24 protein-coding genes and 5 pseudogenes are annotated in these 20,871 nt (G+C 71.2%); 12 read left to right on the top strand and 17 right to left on the bottom strand.

The annotated features are described in order from the left end of the window. Window positions 1-27: 27 nt before the first annotated feature. A complete protein-coding gene (locus QQK29_RS06070) occupies window positions 28-1,014 on the top strand; it encodes an NAD-dependent epimerase/dehydratase family protein (RefSeq protein WP_284298651.1) in 987 nt (328 codons plus the stop codon). A 184-nt stretch (window positions 1,015-1,198) separates the two neighbouring features. On the opposite strand, the gene QQK29_RS06065 is transcribed toward QQK29_RS06070, so the two are convergent. Further along, a complete protein-coding gene (locus QQK29_RS06065; RefSeq protein ID WP_284298650.1) occupies window positions 1,199-2,275 on the bottom strand; it encodes a LacI family DNA-binding transcriptional regulator in 1,077 nt (358 codons plus the stop codon). A gap of 99 nt (window positions 2,276-2,374) precedes the next feature. Between QQK29_RS06065 and QQK29_RS06060 the strand changes: the two genes are divergently transcribed. From QQK29_RS06060 to QQK29_RS06045, 4 genes and pseudogenes are all read left to right on the top strand, one after another. Further along, entirely contained in the window at window positions 2,375-3,664 is a 1,290-nt protein-coding gene (locus QQK29_RS06060) for an MFS transporter (RefSeq protein WP_284298649.1), read from the top strand. Window positions 3,665-3,723: 59 nt separating this feature from the next. Further along, window positions 3,724-5,042 (top strand): annotated as a pseudogene (locus QQK29_RS06055) (MATE family efflux transporter). A 96-nt stretch (window positions 5,043-5,138) separates the two neighbouring features. Next, window positions 5,139-6,401, top strand: a complete 1,263-nt coding sequence (rlmN, locus tag QQK29_RS06050; protein WP_284298648.1) for a 23S rRNA (adenine(2503)-C(2))-methyltransferase RlmN — start codon at window positions 5,139-5,141, stop codon at window positions 6,399-6,401. A 109-nt stretch (window positions 6,402-6,510) separates the two neighbouring features. Then, on the top strand, window positions 6,511-6,729 hold the full coding sequence (locus QQK29_RS06045; RefSeq protein ID WP_284298647.1) for a hypothetical protein: 219 nt from the start codon (window positions 6,511-6,513) through the stop codon (window positions 6,727-6,729). 22 nt (window positions 6,730-6,751) lie between these two features. Here QQK29_RS06045 and QQK29_RS06040 read toward each other — a convergent pair whose 3' ends face one another. Beyond that, window positions 6,752-6,922, bottom strand: coding sequence for a hypothetical protein (locus QQK29_RS06040; protein WP_284298644.1), 171 nt, complete (start codon window positions 6,920-6,922; stop codon window positions 6,752-6,754). Next, window positions 6,853-7,431, bottom strand: a complete 579-nt coding sequence (locus tag QQK29_RS06035) for an NAD(P)H-hydrate epimerase (protein ID WP_284298642.1) — start codon at window positions 7,429-7,431, stop codon at window positions 6,853-6,855. The genes QQK29_RS06040 and QQK29_RS06035 overlap by 70 nt, the downstream gene beginning before the upstream one ends. Before the next feature lie 107 nt (window positions 7,432-7,538). Between QQK29_RS06035 and nucS the strand changes: the two are divergent. Both nucS and QQK29_RS06025 read left to right on the top strand, forming a co-directional pair. Beyond that, window positions 7,539-8,233, top strand: a pseudogene (gene nucS / locus QQK29_RS06030) (endonuclease NucS). Between the two features lie 48 nt (window positions 8,234-8,281). Further along, complete coding sequence (locus QQK29_RS06025; RefSeq protein ID WP_284298640.1) at window positions 8,282-8,935, top strand: HAD-IA family hydrolase; 654 nt, start codon at window positions 8,282-8,284, stop codon at window positions 8,933-8,935. 89 nt (window positions 8,936-9,024) lie between these two features. Here the strand turns inward: QQK29_RS06025 and QQK29_RS06020 are convergent, their stop codons facing one another. Next, window positions 9,025-9,507, bottom strand: a complete 483-nt coding sequence (locus tag QQK29_RS06020) for a rhodanese-like domain-containing protein (RefSeq protein WP_284298638.1) — start codon at window positions 9,505-9,507, stop codon at window positions 9,025-9,027. Here QQK29_RS06020 and QQK29_RS18540 point away from each other — a divergent pair. Beyond that, window positions 9,506-10,752: pseudogene (locus tag QQK29_RS18540) on the top strand (bile acid:sodium symporter family protein). The gene QQK29_RS06020 and the pseudogene QQK29_RS18540 overlap by 2 nt on opposite strands. Here QQK29_RS18540 and QQK29_RS06005 read toward each other — a convergent pair. From QQK29_RS06005 to QQK29_RS05990, 4 genes are all read right to left on the bottom strand, one after another. Then, window positions 10,683-12,071 (bottom strand): LLM class flavin-dependent oxidoreductase, encoded by a 1,389-nt coding sequence (locus tag QQK29_RS06005; RefSeq protein WP_431308778.1) that lies wholly within the window; start codon window positions 12,069-12,071, stop codon window positions 10,683-10,685. The pseudogene QQK29_RS18540 and the gene QQK29_RS06005 sit on opposite strands and share 70 nt — an antisense overlap. A 176-nt stretch (window positions 12,072-12,247) precedes the next feature. Next, complete coding sequence (locus QQK29_RS06000; RefSeq protein ID WP_284298631.1) at window positions 12,248-12,721, bottom strand: hypothetical protein; 474 nt, start codon at window positions 12,719-12,721, stop codon at window positions 12,248-12,250. Further along, entirely contained in the window at window positions 12,712-13,302 is a 591-nt protein-coding gene (locus QQK29_RS05995; RefSeq protein ID WP_284298629.1) for a hypothetical protein, read from the bottom strand. Before QQK29_RS05995 ends, QQK29_RS06000 begins: the two co-directional genes overlap by 10 nt. A gap of 185 nt (window positions 13,303-13,487) precedes the next feature. Beyond that, window positions 13,488-14,141, bottom strand: a complete 654-nt coding sequence (locus QQK29_RS05990; RefSeq protein WP_284298626.1) for a hypothetical protein — start codon at window positions 14,139-14,141, stop codon at window positions 13,488-13,490. A 336-nt stretch (window positions 14,142-14,477) separates the two neighbouring features. Between QQK29_RS05990 and QQK29_RS05985 the strand changes: the two genes are divergently transcribed. Then, window positions 14,478-15,083, top strand: coding sequence for a PadR family transcriptional regulator (locus QQK29_RS05985; RefSeq protein WP_284298624.1), 606 nt, complete (start codon window positions 14,478-14,480; stop codon window positions 15,081-15,083). A gap of 16 nt (window positions 15,084-15,099) precedes the next feature. Here QQK29_RS05985 and QQK29_RS05980 read toward each other — a convergent pair whose 3' ends face one another. Beyond that, a complete protein-coding gene (locus tag QQK29_RS05980) occupies window positions 15,100-15,579 on the bottom strand; it encodes an ATP-dependent zinc protease family protein (protein ID WP_284298622.1) in 480 nt (159 codons plus the stop codon). A gap of 25 nt (window positions 15,580-15,604) precedes the next feature. Between QQK29_RS05980 and QQK29_RS05975 the strand changes: the two genes are divergently transcribed. Further along, window positions 15,605-16,798, top strand: a complete 1,194-nt coding sequence (locus tag QQK29_RS05975; protein WP_284298620.1) for a RimK family alpha-L-glutamate ligase — start codon at window positions 15,605-15,607, stop codon at window positions 16,796-16,798. Window positions 16,799-16,827: 29 nt separating this feature from the next. Here the strand turns inward: QQK29_RS05975 and QQK29_RS05970 are convergent, their stop codons facing one another. Together QQK29_RS05970 and QQK29_RS05965 are read right to left on the bottom strand one after the other, a co-directional pair. Next, on the bottom strand, window positions 16,828-17,091 hold the full coding sequence (locus QQK29_RS05970; protein WP_284298618.1) for a Rossmann-fold NAD(P)-binding domain-containing protein: 264 nt from the start codon (window positions 17,089-17,091) through the stop codon (window positions 16,828-16,830). Next, a complete protein-coding gene (locus tag QQK29_RS05965) occupies window positions 17,082-17,678 on the bottom strand; it encodes an NAD(P)H-binding protein (RefSeq protein ID WP_284298616.1) in 597 nt (198 codons plus the stop codon). The genes QQK29_RS05970 and QQK29_RS05965 overlap by 10 nt, the downstream gene beginning before the upstream one ends. 111 nt (window positions 17,679-17,789) lie before the next feature. On the opposite strand from QQK29_RS05965, the gene QQK29_RS05960 reads away from it, so the two are divergent. Continuing rightward, window positions 17,790-18,116 (top strand): ArsR/SmtB family transcription factor, encoded by a 327-nt coding sequence (locus QQK29_RS05960; RefSeq protein ID WP_284298614.1) that lies wholly within the window; start codon window positions 17,790-17,792, stop codon window positions 18,114-18,116. On the opposite strand, the gene QQK29_RS18535 is transcribed toward QQK29_RS05960, so the two are convergent. From QQK29_RS18535 to QQK29_RS05945, 4 genes and pseudogenes are all read right to left on the bottom strand, one after another. Beyond that, window positions 17,999-18,445 carry a YncE family protein gene (locus QQK29_RS18535; RefSeq protein ID WP_431308777.1) on the bottom strand — a complete coding sequence of 149 codons (447 nt, stop codon included), beginning with the start codon at window positions 18,443-18,445 and terminating at the stop codon, window positions 17,999-18,001. The two genes, QQK29_RS05960 and QQK29_RS18535, sit on opposite strands and share 118 nt — an antisense overlap. A 92-nt stretch (window positions 18,446-18,537) precedes the next feature. Next, window positions 18,538-19,011, bottom strand: a pseudogene (locus QQK29_RS18530) (cytochrome D1 domain-containing protein); the annotation flags it as partial. Continuing rightward, window positions 19,008-19,298, bottom strand: coding sequence for a YncE family protein (locus tag QQK29_RS05950; protein ID WP_284302046.1), 291 nt, complete (start codon window positions 19,296-19,298; stop codon window positions 19,008-19,010). The gene QQK29_RS05950 and the pseudogene QQK29_RS18530, both read right to left, overlap by 4 nt. A 407-nt stretch (window positions 19,299-19,705) precedes the next feature. Then, the gene (locus QQK29_RS05945; RefSeq protein ID WP_284298612.1) at window positions 19,706-19,948 is read right to left on the bottom strand and encodes a hypothetical protein; all 243 of its coding nucleotides are present in this window, start codon (window positions 19,946-19,948) and stop codon (window positions 19,706-19,708) included. 270 nt (window positions 19,949-20,218) lie between these two features. On the opposite strand from QQK29_RS05945, the pseudogene QQK29_RS05940 reads away from it, so the two are divergent. Next, window positions 20,219-20,395: pseudogene (locus QQK29_RS05940) on the top strand (IS3 family transposase); the annotation flags it as partial. Window positions 20,396-20,514: 119 nt separating this feature from the next. On the opposite strand, the gene QQK29_RS18525 reads toward QQK29_RS05940, so the two are convergent. Continuing rightward, complete coding sequence (locus QQK29_RS18525; protein WP_431308662.1) at window positions 20,515-20,736, bottom strand: immunity protein Imm33 domain-containing protein; 222 nt, start codon at window positions 20,734-20,736, stop codon at window positions 20,515-20,517. Beyond that, the gene (locus tag QQK29_RS18520) at window positions 20,684-20,854 is read right to left on the bottom strand and encodes an immunity protein Imm33 domain-containing protein (RefSeq protein WP_431308776.1); all 171 of its coding nucleotides are present in this window, start codon (window positions 20,852-20,854) and stop codon (window positions 20,684-20,686) included. Before QQK29_RS18520 ends, QQK29_RS18525 begins: the two co-directional genes overlap by 53 nt. Between the last annotated feature and the right edge of the window lie 17 nt (window positions 20,855-20,871).

The following is a 20,871-nucleotide window of genomic DNA, read 5'->3' as shown; positions in this document are numbered from 1 at the left end:
CCCAAACCGGATGCGTAGGCTGACGACATGGCAGCGCAGCGGGTGCTCATCGTCGGCGGCAACGGCATCATCAGCTCCTCGGTGTCGCGGCTCGCGATCGAGCGCGGGTACGAGGTGACCCTGCTCAACCGGGGGCTCTCGACCAAGCGCCCGCCCGTCGACGGGGCCGAGGTGCTCATCGGCGACGCGGATGACGCGGCGTCGGTCGCATCCGCCGTCGGCGACCGAGAGTTCGATGTCGTCGCCAACTTCCGGGCCTTCCGGCCCGAGCAGGTCGAGGCGGATGTCGCCCTCTTCGGGCCGCGGACCGCGCAGTACCTCTTCATCTCCTCCGCATCCGCGTACCAGAAGCCGATCGCACAGCTGCCCATCGTGGAGTCGACGCCGCTGCGCAATCCCTTCTGGCAGTACTCGCGCGACAAGATCGCGTGCGAAGACGTGCTCGTCAGCGCCTACCGCGACGCCGGCTTCCCGATGACGATCGTGCGCCCCTCGCACACCTACGACGCGAGCCTCATCCCGCTCGAGGGCAGCTGGACCACCCTGCAGCGCATGCTGGACGGCAAGCCCGTGATCGTGCACGGCGACGGCACGAGCTGGTGGACCCTCACCCACGCCCGCGACTTCGCGCGCGCGTTCGTCGGCCTCTTCGGCAACCCCCATGCGATCGGCAGCCCCGTGCACATCACGGGCGACGAGTCGCTCACCTGGGACGAGATCACCCGGCTGCTGGGCCGCGCCCTCGGCGTCGAGCCCGAGATCGTGCACGTGGCCTCGGATGCGATCGCACGCGAGATCCCCGACATGGGTCCGGGGCTCGTGGGTGACAAGGCCCACTCCGTGCTCTTCGACAACACCCGCATCAAGACGCTCGTGCCGGGCTGGGTCGCGACGACCCCGTTCGCCGAGGGCGCCCGCGAGATCGCCGACTGGTACCGCGCGGATGCGTCGCGTCGCGTCGTGAACGCGGAACTCGATGCCGCCTTCGACCGGCTGGCGGCCGCACACGCCTGACGCGGCGCCCTCCCCGCCGCCGCCCGCCCTCCCCGCCGCCGCGCGCCGCCGCCGCGCGCCGCCGCCGCGCGCCCTGCGGTGGGGTCAAACGCTGCAGCGTCTTCCCTTCCGCATCAGGCATTGCTGGCGCGCTCGGTCAATAACTGGCGCGCATGCGTCGGCGCCAGGCCGAGAACGCGTAACGCTACAGCGATTGACCACCCGGCGGCGGGGGTGCCGCCACCGTCGCCCCGCGCCGCAGCTCCGAGGTGAGGGTCACGGCATCCGGGGTGTCGCCGGCGAGCGCGGCCCGCACCGCGCGCCCCGCGGCCCGGCCCTTCTCGACGGCGGGCTGCACGAGGGTCGTGAGCGCGTGCGAGGTGATGCCGTCGAGGCGGATGCCGTCGAACCCCAGCACGCTGAGGTCATCCGGCACCGCGATGCCGAGCTCCTCGGCGGCGCGGATGACACCCGCCGCCAGCAGGTCGGACTGCGCGATCACGGCGGTCGGCCGCTCGGCATCCGGCACCTGCAGGAGCGCCTGACCGGCGGCGTAACCCTCGCCGACGGTGCTGCCGCCCGCCGAGACACCCCCGGCATCCGGGAACACCGCGCGCGCTCCGCGAATGCGCTCGGATGCCGTGAAGGCCGTCGCCGCCGCCTCGCGTTCAGGGGTGAGCGCCCCGCGCGTACGGTCCACGTCGAGCGGCAGGGTCACGAGAGCGACCCGCTCGTGCCCGAGCTCGCGCAGCAGTTCGGCGCCGTGGCGGGCGGCCTCGGCGTTGTCGAGGTCGATCGGCACCACACCCGGCAGCTCGGGCGCCTCGATCGCGACGAGCGGGATGCGGCGCTGCTGCAGCACCTCGACGGAGTGCGCGAGGTCGGCGCTGCAGCCGAGCAGGATCGCGGCATCCATCGGCGCCGCCGCGAGGTCGACGCTCGACCCGGGCGCCCAGGGAAGCACCAGCAGGCCGTACCCCTCGTCGGCGAGCTCGTCGCCCAGCCCGTCGAGCAGTGCGAGGTTGATGGGGTCGCGGAACGCGTCGCCCAGGCTGTCTTCGGTGACGACGCCGATCACGCCGGTGCGGCCGCGGCGCAGCGAGCGGGCCGTCGGGTCGGGCCCCGCGAAGTCGAGCTCGGCCGCGGCTTCGAGCACCCGGGCGCGCGTCGCATCCGCCACGGGACCGCGCCCGCTGAAGACGAGCGATGCGGTGGAGGCCGACACGCCCGCCCGCGCCGCGACGGCGGCGAGGGTCGGTCGGGTGTTTGCGGTGTCGGACATCCCGCGTTAGCCTACTCGAATCGTTTCGATCGAATCGATTCGACACCGTCGGCGGCCTCGCACTGCCACCTCACCCCACACGACCTCGACCGGATCCGCATGACCACGACCTCCCGCCCCACCCACGCGATCGCCTGGCGCAACGCCGTCTTCGCCGTGTTCGCCCTCAACGGCCTCGGGGCCGCGACCTGGGCGATCCGCATCCCCAGCATCCGCGACCAGCTCGAGCTGCCCGTGTCGTGGGTCGGCTACCTGATCCTGGGAGTCTCGATCGGATCGATCGTGGGGCTCGTACTCGCCAGTCACGTGATCCAGTGGCTCGGCGGGCGTCGCTCGATCGCCATCATGCTCGTGCTGTGCGCCGTCGCCCTGCTCGTGATCGGCGTGGGCACCTCGGTGCTGGGCTCGTTCGCCCTCGTCGTGGTGGGCATGGCGCTCTACGGGTTCGGGAGCGCGATCTGCGACGTGGCCATGAACGTGGAGGGCGCGGCGGTCGAGAAGGTGATCGGAAAGACGATCATGCCGCTGCTGCACGCCAGCTGGAGCGCCGGCATGGTGATCGGCACGAGCGTGGGCACGCTGCTCGTCTTCCAGCACGTCTCGGTCGGCCTCCACGCCGCCGGCATGGCCGTGCTGCTCGTGCTCGGTGCCTTCCTCGCGCCGCGCGCGATCCCGCGGGTCGCGACGCACGCCGACACGGGCGAAGAGGTCGCCCACGTGTCGTTCCGCGACCGGATGTCGATCTGGCTCGAGCCGCGCACCCTCGCGATCGGTCTCATCGCGCTCGGCATGGCCTTCACCGAGGGCTCGGCCAACGACTGGCTGGCGCTCGGCATGGTCGACGACCGCGGTCTCGCGAACGGCGAAGGTGCGGCCCTGTTCACGCTCTTCACCGCCGCGATGATGGTCGGACGCATCGCGGGCGGACCGCTCATCGATCGCTTCGGCCGCGTGCCCGTGCTGTGGGCCACCGGCGCCTCCGCCGCCCTGGGCCTCGCCCTCGTGATCTTCGTGCCGATCATCCCGGTGGCCGTCGCCGGCATCGTGCTGTGGGGGCTCGGCGCCTCGCTCGGCTTCCCGGTGGCGATGTCGGCCGCCGCCGACGACCCGGTGCGTGCGGCGGCTCGGGTGTCGGCCGTCGCGACCGTCGGCTACTGCGCCTTCCTCGTCGGGCCGCCGCTCATCGGCGTCGTCGGCGAGCACATCGGCATCCTCAACGCGCTCATCATCGTGTTCGTGCTCATCGTGCTCGCGACCTTCGCGGCACCCGCGGCGCGGCCGCCGCGCGGCATCCGGCCGGCAACTGCGGATGCCGGTACCGGTACCGCGACCGACGCACCCGCCGCGGGCGCAGCATCCGGCCCCTCCGCATCAGAACCGATGAGCTGACTCGGCGGGAGCAACTTCCCCGCCGCGCGACAGCTTCTCCGCCCGGATAGCGTGAACGCGTGAGAGCGATCGACCGCCGCATCCTGGGCCTGGCCGTGCCGGCGCTCGGTGCGCTCGTGGCCGAGCCGCTCTTCCTCGCGACCGACACCGCGCTCGTCGGTCACCTCGGCGTCGATCCCCTCGCGGGTCTCGGCATCGCGAGCACGGTGCTGCAGACCGCCATCGGCCTGCTCGTCTTCCTCGCCTATGCGACGACCCCCGCGGTCGCCCGGATGCTGGGGTCCGGTGACCGGGCGGGTGCGGTGCGCGCGGGCATCGACGGCATCTGGCTCGCGCTCGCCCTCGGGCTGGTGCTCGCCGTCGTCGGACCGCTCGCCGCCCATCCGCTCGCCGCCGCGTTCGGCGCCACCCCGCGCGTCACCGAGCTCGCCGCCCTCTATCTCGGGATCTCGAGTCTCGGCATCCCCGCCATGCTCGCCGTGATCGCCGCGACCGGACTGTTCCGCGGGCTGCAAGACACCCGCACGCCGCTCGTGATCGCTGTCGCGGGGTTCGCGGCCAACGGCGTGCTCAACGCCGTTCTCATCTACGGCGCCGGCTGGGGCATCGCCGGTTCGGCGATCGGCACGGTGATCGCGCAGTGGGGCATGGCCGCCGCGTGTCTCGTGATCGCGGTGCGGCACGCCCGCCGCGAGGGGGCCGACGTGCGCCCCGGCCTGCCCGGGGTGGCGGCGGCGGCGCGCGCCGGCGGGTGGATGCTGCTGCGCACCCTCACCCTGAGGGTCGCCCTGGTCGCCACGACCGTGTCGGCCACGGGACTGGGCACCGTGACCCTCGCCTCCACCCAGGTGCTCTTCCAGCTCACCTTCCTCTTCGCGCTCGCCCTCGACGCCTTCGCGATCGCGGCGCAGGCGATGATCGGGTTCGACCTCGGCGCCGGCACACCGGGCGAGGTGCGCGCGACCGTGCGCCGTCTGATCGGCTGGGGGTGGCATCCGGAGTCGTGTTCGGGGCCGTGCTCGCCGGTGTTGCGCCGTGGCTCGGCTACGTGTTCTCGTCGGATGGCGGGGTGATCGCCGCGGTGCCCGTCGGCGCGTGGGTGGTCGCCGCGACGATGCCGCTCGGCGCCCTCGTGTTCGTGCTCGACGGCGTGCTGATCGGTGCCGCCGACGGCCGCTACCTCGCGCTCGCGGGTCTCGTGAACCTCGTGGTCTATGTGCCGCTGCTGTGGTGGGCCGCCCAGACGCCGGCCGAGGCGGGTGCGCCGGCCGCGGTGCTCGCGATCCAGCTCGCGTACTGCGTGGGTTTCTACGGCATCCGCGCTCTGACGCTCGGCGCGCGGGCACTCGGCACCCGCTGGATGGCGCAAACGCTGTAGCGGTTGCCGCCGAGACACAGCGAATCCTGCCGCCCGCTGCCGAACGCTGCAGCGTTTGGGCCACTCCACCCAGGCACGACCTGCGAGAATCGGGCGGTGAGCGAGATCAAGCAGGTGCGCCCCCGCGCCGAGGGATGGACCCAGCAGCTGGATGCCGAGGGGCGCCCCAAGCTGCAGTTCGCCTCCCCGCGCCGCACCCAGCCGCCCACGCACCTCGCCGACCTCACCGCCGAGGAGCGCGCCGCGAAGGTCGTCGAGCTCGGCCTCCCCGCCTTCCGCGCGAAGCAGCTCAGCACCCACTACTTCACCCACTACACGACCGACCCCGCGCAGATGACCGACCTTCCGGCCGACGGCCGCGACGAGTTCGTCACCGCGATGCTGCCGCCGCTGCTCACCGAGGTGCGGCGCCTGCGCACCGACGGCGGCGAGACGATCAAGTTCCTGTGGCGACTCTTCGACGGCGCGCTCGTCGAGTCGGTGCTCATGCGCTACCCGGGTCGCGTCACGCTGTGCGTGTCGAGCCAGGCCGGATGCGGCATGAACTGCCCGTTCTGCGCCACCGGCCAGGCGGGTCTCACGCGCAACATGTCGGCGGCCGAGATCGTCGCGCAGGTCGTGGAGGCGAACCGCGCGATCGCCGCGGGCGAGCTGGCGGAGTGGCCCGGCCGCAAGTCGGACCGACGCCCGGGACGGGCGTCGGCGCTGGCGTCGCGGCGGAGGCCAGAAATGGCCTCCGCTCCAAGCTCCAGCGCGCGCGTCACCAACATCGTCTTCATGGGCATGGGCGAGCCGCTCGCCAACTACAACCGCCTCATGAAGGCCGTGCGCACGATGGTCGCCCCGCAGCCGAACGGGCTCGGGATGTCGGCGCGGCAGATCACGGTGTCGTCGGTCGGTCTCGCCCCCGCGATCCGCAAGCTCGCCGACGAGGACCTGCCGCTCACCTTCGCCCTCAGCCTGCACGCACCCGACGACGTGCTGCGCGACGAGCTCATCCCGGTGAACTCGCGTTGGAAGGTCGACGAGGCACTCGATGCCGCGCGCCACTACTTCGAGGTCACCGGCCGCCGCGTGTCGATCGAGTACGCCCTCATCAAGGACATGAACGACCACGCCTGGCGCGCCGAGCTGCTCGCGCAGAAGCTCAACGAACGCGGGCGCGGCTGGGTGCATGTGAACCCCATCCCGCTCAACCCGACGCCCGGTTCGGTGTGGACCTCCTCGGATCCGGATGTCACGGCCGAGTTCATCGCACGCCTCGAGGCCGCCGGCATCCCGACGACGCTGCGCGACACGCGCGGCAAGGAGATCGACGGCGCGTGCGGCCAGCTCGCCGCGGCCGACGCTCCCGCCTGAGCACGCGTTCCGCGCTCCGGCGCTCCCCCGTTCGCGGGACTGCCCGTCCCTCGCCTGCGGGGCTATCCTGAGGAAATCTACGCGGATACCCGACCGCGGAAGGACTGCCATGCGCGAGCCGCTGCCCACGGCCGCGGAGATCGAGCAGCATCTCGAGCTCGCGGCACGCGGCGTCGCGCCCGCGCACCTCGATGACGTGCGCTGGGAGTCGCTCATCCTCGCGGTCGCGCGTCGCGGAGTCGTGACGGCGGGCGACCGGCGGGCCGCCAGCCGTCTGCTGGCCGAACTCGCGGCCGAGCTCGACGCCGAGGAAGAGCTCGAGGTCTGAGCGGCAGCTCGAGGTCTGGGGCTCAGGGCTCCAGCCCGAGCCCGATGTCGACGAGCTCGATGCGTCCGACCACCTCGGCCGGTGCGCGCAGCAGGCCCACCTTGCACGCACCGAACGTGACCGTCACGTCGGCGGGCAGCACGGCATCCGCTTCGGGAACCTCGCCGGTGTCGGGATGGATGCCACTGGGCACGTCGACCGCGAAGGCCACCGGAAGGCGCCCTCGCGTTCGACCACGCGCTCACGTGCGAACATGACCGCCGTGCGCGCCGCCCCGCGGAGCCCGACCCCCTGCGCCGAGCCGGCGCCCGCCCCGATGCCGACGATCCCGTCGAGGATCGCGTCGGCGGCGTCGAGCACGGCGTGGAACTCCGCGGTGTCGGGCGCGTCGGCGACACGGATCGCGCCGGCCTCGAGCGCGGCGGCCTCACCCGCGGAGTGCACGCGCGAGCCGAGCGGCAGGTACGACACGCGGGCACCGCGTCCGGCCAGGAGGGCGCCCGCGAACAGGGTGTCACCACCGTTGTCGCCCGTGCCCACGAGCAGGAGCACGCGCGCGTCGCGCACCCGCACACCGCGCGTGCTCAGCTCGCTCGACACCGCATCCGCGAGCGCCGCCGCGGCACGCGCCATGAGCGGGGCGCCCGCTGCCAACAGCGGCGCCTCTGCCTGCCGGACCTCATCGACCGTGTACCCACGCACGGGCCCATTGTCGCCCGAGCGCGACGGAACCTCTACCCGTCGCGAACGGCGACGGTCGCGGAACCGCGGCGGCGGCGGCCCCCAGGCGCGCCGACTAACGTGGAAGAGTGAGACTCGTCGTCGCCCGGTGCTCGGTGGATTACGCCGGACGCCTCTCGGCACACCTGCCGCTCGCCACCCGTCTGCTCGTCGTGAAGGCCGACGGCAGCGTGCTCGTGCACTCCGATTCGCTCAGCTACAAGCCGCTCAACTGGATGAGCCCGCCCACGACCTTCACCGTCGACGAGGTCGACGAGGAGCGCGCCTCCGCCGGCGTCGTCGAGCTGTGGCGCGTCGCCAACGCCAAGACCGCCGACCTGCTGGTGATCTCGATCCACGAGATCCTGCACGACTCCGAGCACGAGCTCGGCATCGACCCCGGCCTGCAGAAAGACGGCGTGGAGGCCGACCTGCAGCGGCTGCTCGCCGAGCAGATCGAGTTGCTCGGGGAGGGCACACGCTCGTGCGCCGCGAGTACATGACCGCGATCGGGCCCGTCGACATCCTCGCCCGCGATGCGGAGGGCGCGAGCGTCGCCGTCGAGATCAAGCGCCGCGGCGACATCGACGGCGTCGAGCAGCTCACCCGCTACCTCGAGCTCATGAACCGCGACCCGCTGCTCGCGCCCGTCACCGGCGTGTTCGCCGCCCAGGAGATCAAGCCGCAGGCGCGCACCCTCGCCGAGGACCGCGGCATCCGCTGCCTCGTGCTCGACTACGACGCCATGCGGGGTCTAGAGACCGGGCACGCCCGGTTGTTCTGAGCACCCCATCGTTACCCGACCCGACCCCGACCCGAGAGCCCGATTCCCATGAGCCCCCGCTTCACCCCCGTGCTGTTCGACCTCGACGGCACGATCGTCGACTCCGCGCCGGGCATCCTCGCGAGTCTCGCCTGGACCTACGAGCAGCTGCGGATTCCGGTTCCCCCGCCCGCCGAGCTGCTCAAGTGGGTGGGGCCGCCGCTGCTCGACTCGTTCCGCGACCTCGCCAAGCTCGACGCCGACGAGTCGCGCTACGCCCACGCCCTCTACCGCGAGCACTACACCGAGGTGGGCGTCTTCGACGCGACCCCGTACCCCGGCGTGCTCGAGGTGCTGCGTGACATCCACGACGCGGGAGTGCCGCTGTCGCTCGCGACCTCGAAGCCCGAGTCGGCGGCGCGGCTCATCCTCGACCACTTCGGCATCAGCGACGCGTTCACCGAGATCACCGGAGCCTCGGAAGACGAGGTGCGCAGCGCCAAGCCGGATGTCGTCGAGGAGGCCCTGCGCCGCCTCGCGCTGAATTCCGAGGTCGAGCGCCCCGTGATGGTGGGCGACCGCATCCACGACGTCGAGGGCGCCGCGGCGCACGAGGTGCCGACGATCTTCGTCACCTGGGGGTACGGTTCACCCGCCGAGGCCGCCGGCGCGATCGCCGTCGCCGACACGGCCGACGAGCTGCTCGCCGAACTCGCCGTCTGACGCGCTCCGCGTTCCGGCTACATGGCGAATCGACGCCCTGAGCCCGCGCGGGCCGGCCAGGGCGCGATCCGCCATGTAGGTGGCACGCCTCAGCAGCCGCAGTCGTCGGCGACGCCGTCGGCGACCGGCCCCACGAGCGCGTCGACCCCGCGCAGCACGGGGCCCGCATCCGACTCCACGTCGTAGCCTTCGCGCGCCCAGTACTCGAAGCCGCCGATCATGAGCCGCACCTCGTAGCCGAGCTTCGCGAACTCGAGGGCCGCCTTGTCGGCGCCGTTGCAGCCGGGGCTCCAGCAGTAGACGACGACCGGGGTGTCGAGCGGGATCTCGCGCGGCGCCCGCTCCGCCACCTCGAGCCGGGGCAGGTGCACGGCACCGGCCGCGTGCCCCTGGTTCCAGGAGGCGAGGTTGCGGGTGTCGACGAGCACGAGCCGCTCGCCCGCGGCCATGGCCGCCGCGACATCCGAGGCGTCGGTCTCGTAGCGCAGCTTCGCGGCGAAGTGCGCGACGGCGGCCTCCCGCTCGGCAGCGCTGAGGCGCGAGACGGCGGATGCGGCGAGCGTGTCGGTCATGCCGCCGACGCTAGCGGCGCCCCGGCCGGCACGCGCCCTCCGCCTCCGCCACGCATCCTCGACATCCCGCCACCTTCCGCGAGAGTACGTACTTTGCGGGCGACACGCCGCGCGCACGGCACCAAACTGCGTACTCTCGCGGAGGCAACGACAAGCCTGTCTACGTGCGAGAACGCGCCGCATCCGACAGGATGCAGCCATGGGATCAGCGTTGACCTCCATCGGATTGCCCGTCGCCCTCGGCATCATCATGTTCGGACTGGGCCTCTCGCTCCGGCCGGCCGACTTCGCCCGCGTGGCGAAGCATCCGAAGGCCGTCGTGATCGCGCTCGTGTGCCAGCTGGTGCTGCTGCCCGCGCTGTGCCTCGGCCTCGTGGTGCTCTTCCAGCTGCCGCCCGTGCTCGCCGTGGGCATGATGCTGCTGGCCGCCTCCCCGGTGGCACCACCGCCAACCTCTACAGCCACCTGTTCCGGGGCGACGTGGCGCTCAACATCTCGCTCACCGCCGTCAACTCGGTGATCGCGGTGTTCACGCTGCCGCTCATCACGAACCTCGCGATCCTGTGGTTCATGCCCGGGCAGGACGAGCTCGGTGTGCAGTTCGCGAAGGCCGTCGAGGTGTTCGCGATCGTGCTGCTGCCGGTCGTGCTCGGCATGCTCGTGCGCTGGTGGAAGCCGGGCTTCGCCACCCGCATGGACAAGCCCGTGCGCATCGCGTCGATGCTCATCCTCGCCATCGTGATCGCGGGCGCGGTCGTGTCGAACTGGCAGCTGCTCATGGACAACATCGGGCGCCTCGCCCTCATCACGGTCGTGTTCTGCCTGCTCTCGCTCGCGATCGGCTTCCTCGTGCCGCGCCTGTTCCGCGTCGAGCCGCGGCAGGCGGTCGCGAGCTCGTTCGAGATCGGCATCCACAACGCGACGCTCGCGATCGTGATCGCCCAGACCGTCATCGGCAGCGTCGAGATGTCGCTGCCGGGCGCGGTCTACGGCGTGCTGATGTTCTTCGTCGCGCTCGGCTGGGGCTTCCTCATCCGTCGCCTCGTTCCGGTGACGGCAGACGCGGATGCGGACCCAGCGCCGGATGCCGAGGTCGCGCAGCGGGGTAACGGCACCGCGGCGGGGGTCGTTTCTCCCGCCACCGGGTCGCGGCTCCAGCTACGCCCCGACTGCAGTCAGACGGAGACGGCGGCGCGCTCCGAGGTGGTCGCGACCGCGGTCGAGAGCTCGCCGCCGATGCGGTAGCGGGCCCCGCGGTGCTCCTCGGGCAGCCGATCGCCACGACCGTGCAGCTTGTGGCGCAGCGTGCCCTCCGCATACTCGGACGGGTACGCCCCGCGCGCCTGCAACACCGGCACCAGGTACTCCACGACATCTTCGAAGGTGCCGGGCGTGATGGCGTAGGCGAGGTTGAAACCATCGACGTCGGTGTACTCGACCCACTCCTGCAGCAGGTCGGCGATCGTCTCGGCACCGCCGACGAAGGTCGGCCTGAGGCCGCCGATCGCGCCGCCCACGGCGATGTCACGCACTGTGAACTCCTCGCCGTTCTTCGCCGACTCCTCGTAGTTCTGGATCACCGAGCGGATGGCATTCGACTCCACGTTGCCCACCGGCTCGTCGAGGTCGTACTTCGAGAGGTCGATGCCCATCCAGCCCGACATGAACACGAGCGCCCCCTCGGGCGAGGCGTAGCGCAGGTAGTCCTCGTACTTGGCCTGGGCCTTCTCGTCGGTCTCGTCGGTGATGAGCGTCACGAGCGTGTAGATGCGCGCGGCGTAGCGGTCGCGCCCCGCCGCCTCGAGGGCGCCCCGGATGCGTGACACCGTCGCGCGCAGCACCTCCTTGGTCGGCGCCGCCACAAAGATCGCCTCGGCGTTGCCGGCCGCGAACGCGATGCCCCGCGGCGAGGCCCCCGCCTGGTAGATCACGGGCGAGCGCTGCGGCGACGGCTCCGAGATGTGGATGCCGGGCACCGTGAAGTGCCGGCCCTCGTGCCGGATCTCGTGCACCTTCTCCGGCCGGGTGAACACCCCCGTCTCGCGGTCGCGCACGACGGCGTCGTCCTCCCACGAGCCCTCCCACAGCTTGTAGAGCACCTCGAGGTACTCGTCGGCGTGGTCGTAGCGGTCGTCGTGCTCGAGCTGGTCGTCGTGACCCATGTTGCGGGCCGCGCTCGGCAGGTAGCCGGTCACGACGTTCCAGCCGACCCGGCCCTTGGTGAGGTGGTCGAGCGTCGACATGCGGCGGGCGAAGGGATACGGATGCTCGTACGCGGTGCCCGCGGTCACCCCGAATCCGAGGTGGCGGGTCACCGCGGCCATGGCCGACACGAGCAGCACCGGGTCGTTCACGGGCACCTGCGCCCCGTGGCGAATCGCGCCCTCGTTGCTGCCGCCGTACACGTCGTAGGTGCCGAGCACATCCGCGATGAAGATGCCGTCGAACCTGCCGCGCTCGAGCAACCGCGCAAGCCCGGTCCAGTACTCGATGTCCTTGTAGGTCTCCGAGCGGTCGTCGGGGTGGCGCCACATGCCGGAGGACTGGTGGGCGACGCAGTTCATGTCGAACGCGTTGAAACGGATCTGGCGGGGCGCGGTCTGCTCGGTCACCCGAGCATGTTGCCGCGCCCCGCCGTGTGCGTCGAGAACGCCGGTCACAGACCGTCACCGCGGGTCACACGGTGTCACAGTGCCGCTCGAAGGCGGACCTGCGGCCCGTGTGCCCGCGGTGCCGCGCCTCAGCGCCGGTGCGTGCTCGCCCGGCGCAGCAGCAGCACGCCGCCGACCGTCAGCAGCACCGCCGCCATGCCGAGCGCGGCGATCCCGTCGTCGACCCCGGTCCACGGAAGCACCGCGCCATCCGCTGCGAGCGCGAAGGTCGGCAGGTCGGTTCCGGGGTCAGCGCCCGGGTCGGTGCCGGGGTCCGTTCCCGGATCGGTGCCGGGGTCGGTGCCCGGGTCGGTTCCGGGCACGGTCGTCGACCCATCGGTCGAGGCCGTGCCGAGCACCGAGATGGCGTTGCCGCCGAGCGTCAGCGGAATGCCGACATCCGACAGCAGCTGCGTTCCCGCCAGTGTGCCGGCCGTGCCATCCGTGCCGCCGGAACCGGCATCACCACCCGTGCTTCCCGAGGTGCCGGGAGCCGTCGCCGAGCCCGTGCTCGACGCATCCCCCAGCAGCGAGATCGCGTTGCCGCCGAGCGTCACCGGCACCCCGGCATCCGCGAGCAGCTGCGTTCCCCCAGCGTGCTGTCGGTTCCACTCGTCGATCCCTCCTGATCGCTCGTGGCGGAACCGGATGCGGTGCTCGCGTCGTCGCTCGACGCGTTCCCCAGCACCGAGATGGCGTTACCGCCGAGCGTCACGGGCAGCGCCGCATCGCCCAGCACCTGGCTGCCCGCAAGCACGCCGTTCGTGCCGTCGGTCGCCCCCGACGACGCGGCAGCATCATCCGAACCACCCGCCGCGGTCGCCGATCCACTGCTCGACGCGTCGCCGAACACCGAGATCGAGTTGCCGCCGAGGGTGATCGGAACCCCGAGCTCGGGCAGCAGTTGCGTGCCGCCGGCCACCGAATCGCTCCCGCTCGTGGTGCCGCCGGATGCCGTGCCGGCATCCGCTGCGGGCGCACTCGTGGAGGCGCCCGAGCTGTGGGCGTCACCCAGCAGCGAGACGGCGTTGCCGCCGAGCTGCACGGGGAGCTCGATGCCGAGGATCCCCTGCGTGCCCGAGGCGATGCCATCCTCGCCTGTGGTTCCCGTATCGGCGTGCGCGACGCCGACTCCGAGGGCCATGAAGCCCCCGTGACGAGGACTGTCCATAGCCCTCGTGAGACGTACTTGTTCATGATTCCGGCTCCTTGCCTGGTCTGATCTGCACGCATCCGGTCGGACGCGCGGAACGGGTGTCGACGCGCATCCGGGGACGCGCGCGGCAGAAGGTCGACCCACGCGCAGCGCGCAGGCGGACCCGTTCCCGATCAGTCGGGCGAGGTGTCGGTGGCGAAAACGGGCGAGGGATGCGCCCGGACGCCAGCGGCGCCGAGGCGTCCGCAGGCGAGGACGAAGAGCAGGCCGGCGCCGAGCACCGCGGCGGCCAGGCCGATCGGCGGCCCGCCCGCGGTGACTGCGGAGGTGGGCGTGAGATCGCCCGGAGCGCTCACGGGCCCGTGGAACAGGCCCTCGGCGCCGACCGCGCCTACGACGGCGAGGTCGCCGGCGTGGGAGATGAAGGGAAGATCGCCGGCGAATCCGACGAGTGCGGATCCGAGTACGGCTGCCGCGCCGGATGCGATGGTGCCGCTGTCGACACCGGGTGCGGCGGGTGCCGCATCCGCGTCGCCCGCCGTGCCGGCCAGCTGGCCGAGCGTGCCGTCGACGACGCCGCTCACGGGCTGCGTGACGGAGCCGAGCGGCGTATCGCCGAGCACCCCGCCGAGCACCGGCAGCGAGCCGACCGTGTCGCCGAGCAGGCTATCGACAAGGCCTGAAACCGGAGCGGTCACGGTGCTGACGGGACGGCTGTCGACCACCTCGCCGACGAGACCGCCCACGACGGGCAGCTCGCGCGCATCCGGGAGGGGCGCCACCACGGGGTCGACGACCTGCGTGACCCCCGACGACAGGCTGTGCACGAGTGATCCGGCGAGGCCCGGCTCGTCGTCAGCATGGGCCGATTGGGGGCGATCACCGTGAGCAGACCGGCCGCGATCGCGACGCCGACGCCGATGAGGGCGCCACGCCAGTGCGTTCGTCGTGTCTCGGCGGCATCGAGGGCGACGCCGCCCGCCGGCTCCATCTCGGCCCTCCTCACGGTGGGTACCGGAAGGGTCTGTCTCCCCGGATGGGTGCCACCCTACGCGGCGACCCGCCCGATCTCCAGGGGCACTTGCGCTCGCGATAGGTTGCGATATATCGTTGACGGGTCGCGATATCTCGCGGCGCCATGATCTACATGAAGGAGATCGATCATGAACCCTCAGGCTTTCCCGCGCCACGAGCGCGATGCCATGTTCCACCACGACCCCCAGAACCCCGCCGCCCACGGCCCGCACGCCGAGTGGGGCGTGCACGCGCCGATGCGCGGCATGCCCCCGTTCGGCGGCTTCGGCCGCGGACGCGGACGCGGGCGGGGTCGTGCCGGGCGCGGTGATATCCGCGCCGTCATCCTCTCGGTGCTCTCCGAGGGCCCCTCCAACGGCTACAACGTGATCAAGACGATCGCCGAGCGGTCCGCCGACGTCTGGCGCCCGAGCCCCGGCTCGGTCTACCCGACGCTGCAGCAGCTCGTCGACGAGGAGCTCATCGAGGCCGTCGGCGAGGGCCGGCGCACCGAGTACGCCCTCACCGAGGCCGGTCGGGCCTACGTGAAGGAGAACGCCGACGAGCTCACGCGCGCGTGGGAATCCGGCGCTCCGAAGCGCAGCGCCCAGGAGCTCGCGTTCCACGAGAGCGTGGGCAAGCTCATGGGCGTGGTCGGCCAGTTCCACCACGCCGCGACCGACGCCCAGCGTGCTGCCGCGATCCAGAAGCTCGACGAGGCGCGTCGCGCGCTGTACCTCATCCTCGCCGACTGAGGCGGCGGCCAGGCCCCTATGCGTCGCCGCGGTTGCGGCGCCGCATGGGCCGCGGCGCGCGGTCGCCGAGGAACGACCGCGCCGAGTCGACGACGAAGCCGCGACTGAGCGCCTCACGGCCGATCAGCATCCGGAACCCCATCGCGTCGCGGTTGCTGAGCGTCACCTCGGCGTCGACCTCGTGGCCCACGAGCACGAGCTTCATGATCACCACGAAGCGCTCGTCGACGTGGCCCGATGAGCTGCGCACGCGGCGCACATCGTGAACCGGGCACTCCACGACGACCTCGTCGGCATCCGATTCCTGCCACGGACGGATGCCGAACCGCACCCACGCGGTGCCGTCGCGATCGAAGGGTTCGACGTCGTAGGCGTGGATCGACGAAGTCTGCGCGCCGGTGTCGAGCTTCGCCTTGATCCAGGGCACGCCGACCTCGGGAAGCTGCACCCATTCACGCCACCCGGCAAGGGTGTTTGAATGGGTCTTCTCGCTCACCGCACCATCTTGGCAGGCCGCTCCCATGAAACTCGCGATCCTCTCGCGCGCCCCTCGGGCGTACTCGACGCAGCGCCTGCGCGCCGCCGCGTTGCAGCGCGGGCATGAGGTGAAGGTGCTCAACACCCTGCGCTTCGCGATCGACCTCTCAGGCGACGAGCCCGACCTGCAGTACCGCGGGCGCCCGCTGAGCGACTACGACGCGATCATCCCGCGCATCGGCGCCTCCATCACCTACTTCGGCACCGCCGTCGTGCGGCAGTTCGAGCAGATGGACGTCTACACGCCCAACACCGCGAACGGCATCTCGAACGCGCGCGACAAGCTGCGCGCCAACCAGATCCTGTCGCGCCACAACATCGGCATGCCGGCCACCGCGTTCGTGCGCAACCGAGCGGATGTGCGCCCCGCGATCGCGCAGGTCGGCGGTGCGCCCGTCGTGATCAAGCTGCTCGAAGGCACGCAGGGCATCGGCGTGATCCTCGCGCCCGAGGTGAAGGTCGCCGAGGCGATCATCGAGACCCTGCACTCCACGAACCAGAACGTGCTCATCCAGCGGTTCGTCTCCGAGAGCCGCGGCCGCGACATCCGCGCCCTCGTCGTGGGCGACCGGGTGGTCGCGGCGATGCGGCGCACGGCGGCGGGCGACGAGTTCCGCTCCAATGTGCACCGCGGCGGAACGGTCGAGCCGGTGGACCTGCCGCCCGAGTACGCCCAGGCGGCGGTGCGATCGGCCCAGATCATGGGCCTGCGCGTCGCGGGCGTCGACATGCTCGAGGGCGCCGACGGCCCGCTCGTGATGGAGGTCAACTCCTCGCCCGGGCTGCAGGGCATCGAGACGGCCACCCAGCTGGATGTCGCGGGCGCGATCATCGACTACATCGCCGGGCAGGTGGCGTTCCCCGAGATCGACGTGCGCCAACGGCTCTCGGTTTCGACCGGCTACGGCGTGGCCGAGCTGCTCGTGCACGGCAATGCGGAGCTCGTGGGCAAGACCCTCGGCGAGTCGGGCCTGTGGGAGCGCGACATCACCGTGCTGACGCTGCACCGCGGCACCAACGTCATCCCGAATCCGCGCAAGGGCGTCGTGCTCGAGGCCGGCGACCGGCTGCTGTGCTTCGGCAAGCTCGAGGAGATGCGCGGGATGATCCCCGAGCGTCGTCGGCGGCGGGCGCGGGTGCGCAAGCTGCCGGCGGAGCCGATCCCCGCCGAGGAGTAGGGCGCAGGGGCGGATGCGGGCCCTCCCGGTCAGCGTGTCGCGCGCAGCTCCTCGAGCAGCGACGGCCGCGCGGGATGCCAGCCGAGGTCGCGAGCGCGTTGGCCCGTCGCCTGCTGATCGAGCAGGAGGGCGTCGGCGAAGTCCGCGCCGAGTCGCGCGCGACTGGCGTCCGGGGTCTCCGCGACGAAGCCCGTGGCACCGACCGCCGCCGCGGCGATCTCGCGGACGGTGGGGTTCTGCCCCGACACGGCGACGATGCGCCCGAACGGCTCGGCGCGCTCGATCAGGTGCACATAGAGGCTCGCCAGATCGTGCGCGTGGATCGTCGCCCAGTGCTGGCGTCCGTCGCCGATGAGTCGCACGGGGAGTGCGGCTCATCGGATGTGGCGAGCAGGCCGGGGAGTCCGCGGCGGCCCGAGTACACGATGCCGGGTGCCGGAATCGTGGCGACGATATCAGCCTGCAGCAGGCGCTCTTCGATCGGCACCCGCCAGCCGGTGAGCGCAGGCGGGTCGAGCGGATCGTGTTCGTCGATGCGCGGGTTCGAGCCCCACAACCAGATGCCGCTCGTATGCAGGTAGGGCTTTCCTGTCGCGGCGAAAGCGGCGAGCACTCCGTCGACGACCCGCGCGTCGAAGTCCGCACTGGAGCCGTCACCCGGCGTGGCCGCGTGAACGGCCGCATCGACCGAGACGAGCTGCTCGGCGAACCAGTCGACGTCGGTCACGTCGCCCTGGATCGCGACACCTCCGACCGCCGCGACGCGGTCGGCCGACGCGATACTGCGCACCGGTGCGACGACGCCGTGGCCTGCCGCGCGGAGCGCAGCGAGCACCGCTTGGCCGATGAAACCGGATGCTCCGGTGAGCAGGACTCTCATGCTTCTTCTCCTCAGGATCGCGCAGCACGCGAATTACGAGCCTTATCGAAATACGACATTCATCGTAATACGAAAGTCGCCGAAGTAGCTACACTTGAAGGTGGAGGATCCGTGCGCGAGTTCGAACACCCTGAGCCGAGTGAGATCACGCTCGACGGCGTGCTCGCGGCGCTCGCCGACCCGCTTCGGCGCTCCATCATCCGGCAACTCGCCGACGGCCCCGCCGAACAGAGATGCAGCCGCTTCGCCCTGCCCGTCGCGCCATCGACACGCACCCACCACTTCCGAGTGCTGCGCGAGGCCGGCCTGATCAGCCAGCGCTACCAGGGCACGGCGATCCTCAGCTCGCTGCGCAGCGACGACCTGAACGCGCGCGCTCCCGGCGTGCTCGACACGATCCTCGCCGCCGAACGACGCGAGCACCCCGCCTCGGCCTGACGCGGCAGGGAGGCGCCGAGCTCATCCGCGCAGGGGTTCTCCGTTCGCTGCCGGGCTCGCGCCACGCAATGCACCACGAGGGCCAGCATGCCCATGGCGATCAGGCCCAGACCGGCCGCGGTCGAGCCGGCGTCGAGACCCGTGTCGGCGAGCTCCGCGGTGCCCGCATCCGCCGGCGCGGGTGCGACGAGACGCACCGCCGAGATCGAGTCGCTGTCGGCGTTCGCCACGTACACGGTCGAGCCGTCCGGCGAGACGACCACGGCGGTCGGCGAGAGGCCGACGTCCACCGTCGCGGTGACTGCGAGGGTCGCCGCATCCACGACCATGAGCGCCTCGTCATCCCCGTCGACGACGAAGAGGCTCGCGCCGTCGGGCGACACCGTGATCGCGGTCGGGAGGCCCCCGAGGGCGCCGTCGCCGCGACGGTGTTCGAGGCGGCGTCGATCACGGCGATCGTGCCGTCGTCGTTCGTGACGTAGACGATCGCGCCGTCCGGCGACACGGCGACCGCATTCGGGGTACCGCCGACAGCCACCGTCGCAGTGACCGCCACGCTGGCCGTGTCGATCACCGAGACCGTCCCGTCATCGAGGTTCACGACATAGAGCCGGGCGCCATCGGCAGAGATCGCCACCGAAAGAGGGATGTTGCCCACGCTGATCGTCGCCGTCTCGGTGTTGCTCGCGGTGTCGATGAGCGAGACGGTGCCCTCGTCGTAGTTGGCGACATAGGCCGCCGACCCATCGGGCGAGACGACCACTGCATACGGGAACACGAAGGCCGACGAGCCGACGGGGACTGTCGCGGTGACGGCGTTCGCGGCCGTGTCGACCACGCTCACATCGTCGCTCCACATGTTCGCCACGTAAAGAACGGAGCCGTCGGGGGTCAGCGCGAGCGACGCGGGAAAGTCGCCGACCGAGATGGGGGCCCTGCCGTGCCCGTGGCCGTGTCGACAGCCATCACGGTGCCATCCCCCGCGTTGGCGACGTAGAGCGTGCCGCCGTCGGGCGATACCGCGAGCGCGAACGGGAAGTACCCGACCGAGAAGGTGTCGACCAGCTCGGGCGTCGCGGCCCTCGCCGGGCCCGGTGCACTCGCGGCCACGACGAACCCGCCGAGGACGAGCGCGGCGGCCGCCAAGCCGGCCGAACGCGTGCGGATGCGGGTGTGCGCCATGTGTCCCCCTGGCTCGCTCAGTCGGGTGCGCCCGCACACCGTGCGGACGGCCCCATCATGACGAACCCGATGCAGCGGATGGCGCGATTGGCGCGAACACGCCACCGGGCGAGAGGACCCGGCCGGCGCCCCCGGGGGCTCGAAGATGCACAGAGGGACCTGCGTGATCGCAGGTCCCTCTCGTGGTGAGGTGTTTGCGTATCTCCGTAGCCCCGTCATCGCTGGGCACTTTCGATGGCGCCCGGGTCTCGGTCTGTGGCGAGCACGTCGCGGAGCCTCTCCGGCAGTCGCGGCTGGTAGGCAGCTGCGGCGCGCTGCACTGGGTCGGCGATGCGGCGACCGCTGCAAGCCCCGCGACCGAGACGTCCTCGGGGGAAGAGGGTTGGTGGTGGGTGCGCTGCGTTGCATCAGCGTGACAGGCTCTCATCGGGCTCGTCCTCGACGGTGAGGACCAGGGCGAGCACCCATGGTTCGATCAACGTGGTCGTCACACTGAGGGTGCCGGCCTCGTCTGTGCTGAATCTTGCTTCGCAGCCGAGCTCGATCGCGAGCTTCTCGAAGGCGCGGATGTACTCGGCGGTGGGGGCGATGACGAAAGCCATGTTCATGTCCATGACGGCTCTATGCGCGGCACGACGCAGTTCTCGCACGCCCGCTTCGGCGCGAGCGCGGAGCTGAACCCCCGCTGCATGCCGTCACGCAGGCAGCACGACCAGCCGCCGGCATCTCGCTGACCTCGCAGAGATGCTCCCCGCCTGCGTCTTGTATCAACCGAGAAGCCGAAAGAGGCAATCGGGATGCGAGTGCATGAGCTTTTCCGCCAGAGACGGATTGGGTTATTCCCCCTTCTCTGGGATCTGCGGCCGTGAGGTGCCCCGGTTTCCTCGCCACCGATCGGGTTGTCGATCGCCTCGGGGAACCTGCAGAAGAACGTCCTCAACACCCGCACCTGGGCCACCCGACTCGAGCTGCGGCTCGCGATCGCGACCTCGATCGAGCGGACCTACCACCGCCGACGACGACAGCAAGCACTCGGCCGGTTGACCCCGGTCGAGTTCGAAGCCATCATGACCAAACAGGCCGCAACTGCGGCCTAACCAGAAGAGTCACCCAGACCTCAGCGGTCCCACGCGGGTTGGCCGCAGAGTCGCGGCGGATGACGAAACGTGAAGTCTCGACTGGCACTACCCAAACATCCGTTCGGAGGCTAGTGCGTTCAAAGGCCGGGATCCGGCTCCAGCAGCGATTCGTCGTACCAGACGTCCTCATGTCCAGGCGCGAGAAGCACCCGCCAGCCCGGGGGCAGCCCGAGATAGGGGACCATCTCGGGGCACCATTCCTCCAGGTGTGAAACATGAAGCGGCACGAAGTAGTCGGGATCTGCACTAATCTCCCCCGGCCCAGATGAACCACCCCGAAGTGCCCGGTTCTGGCGCATGGCGCAGGGCGTTGAGCGGCCATACCTGATCGCGAACACTTCTAGAAATCCCGACCCTGGCGCCAGCCGCGGGGAGCTGAGCAAGGACACCGAACCTCGCAGCGGTCTCCTGCTGCACACGATCGACCGAACTCG

Source organism: Homoserinibacter gongjuensis, assembly GCF_030161875.1.
GTDB classification, from domain to species: domain Bacteria; phylum Actinomycetota; class Actinomycetes; order Actinomycetales; family Microbacteriaceae; genus Homoserinibacter; species Homoserinibacter gongjuensis.
The sequence above is the reverse complement of the archived record's forward strand: the minus strand, read 5'-3'. Positions and strand labels throughout refer to the sequence as shown.

Coding starts and splice junctions, on each gene's coding strand:
- QQK29_RS06065 (WP_284298650.1), bottom strand. CDS start 2,275: ATGTCCGACACCGCAAACACCCGACCGACCCTCGCCGCCGTCGCGGCG.
- QQK29_RS05985 (WP_284298624.1), top strand. CDS start 14,478: ATGAACCCTCAGGCTTTCCCGCGCCACGAGCGCGATGCCATGTTCCAC.
- QQK29_RS05995 (WP_284298629.1), bottom strand. CDS start 13,302: ATGGCCCTCGGAGTCGGCGTCGCGCACGCCGATACGGGAACCACAGGC.
- QQK29_RS06025 (WP_284298640.1), top strand. CDS start 8,282: ATGAGCCCCCGCTTCACCCCCGTGCTGTTCGACCTCGACGGCACGATC.
- QQK29_RS06020 (WP_284298638.1), bottom strand. CDS start 9,507: ATGACCGACACGCTCGCCGCATCCGCCGTCTCGCGCCTCAGCGCTGCC.
- QQK29_RS05950 (WP_284302046.1), bottom strand. CDS start 19,298: ATGGCGCACACCCGCATCCGCACGCGTTCGGCCGGCTTGGCGGCCGCC.
- QQK29_RS06045 (WP_284298647.1), top strand. CDS start 6,511: ATGCGCGAGCCGCTGCCCACGGCCGCGGAGATCGAGCAGCATCTCGAG.
- QQK29_RS18525 (WP_431308662.1), bottom strand. CDS start 20,736: ATGCGCCAGAACCGGGCACTTCGGGGTGGTTCATCTGGGCCGGGGGAG.
- QQK29_RS05965 (WP_284298616.1), bottom strand. CDS start 17,678: ATGAGAGTCCTGCTCACCGGAGCATCCGGTTTCATCGGCCAAGCGGTG.
- QQK29_RS06005 (WP_431308778.1), bottom strand. CDS start 12,071: ATGAACTGCGTCGCCCACCAGTCCTCCGGCATGTGGCGCCACCCCGAC.
- QQK29_RS06060 (WP_284298649.1), top strand. CDS start 2,375: ATGACCACGACCTCCCGCCCCACCCACGCGATCGCCTGGCGCAACGCC.
- QQK29_RS06070 (WP_284298651.1), top strand. CDS start 28: ATGGCAGCGCAGCGGGTGCTCATCGTCGGCGGCAACGGCATCATCAGC.
- QQK29_RS05975 (WP_284298620.1), top strand. CDS start 15,605: ATGAAACTCGCGATCCTCTCGCGCGCCCCTCGGGCGTACTCGACGCAG.
- QQK29_RS18535 (WP_431308777.1), bottom strand. CDS start 18,445: ATGGTCGTGGATGCGGCGACCCTCGCAGTCACCGCGACGGTGGACGTC.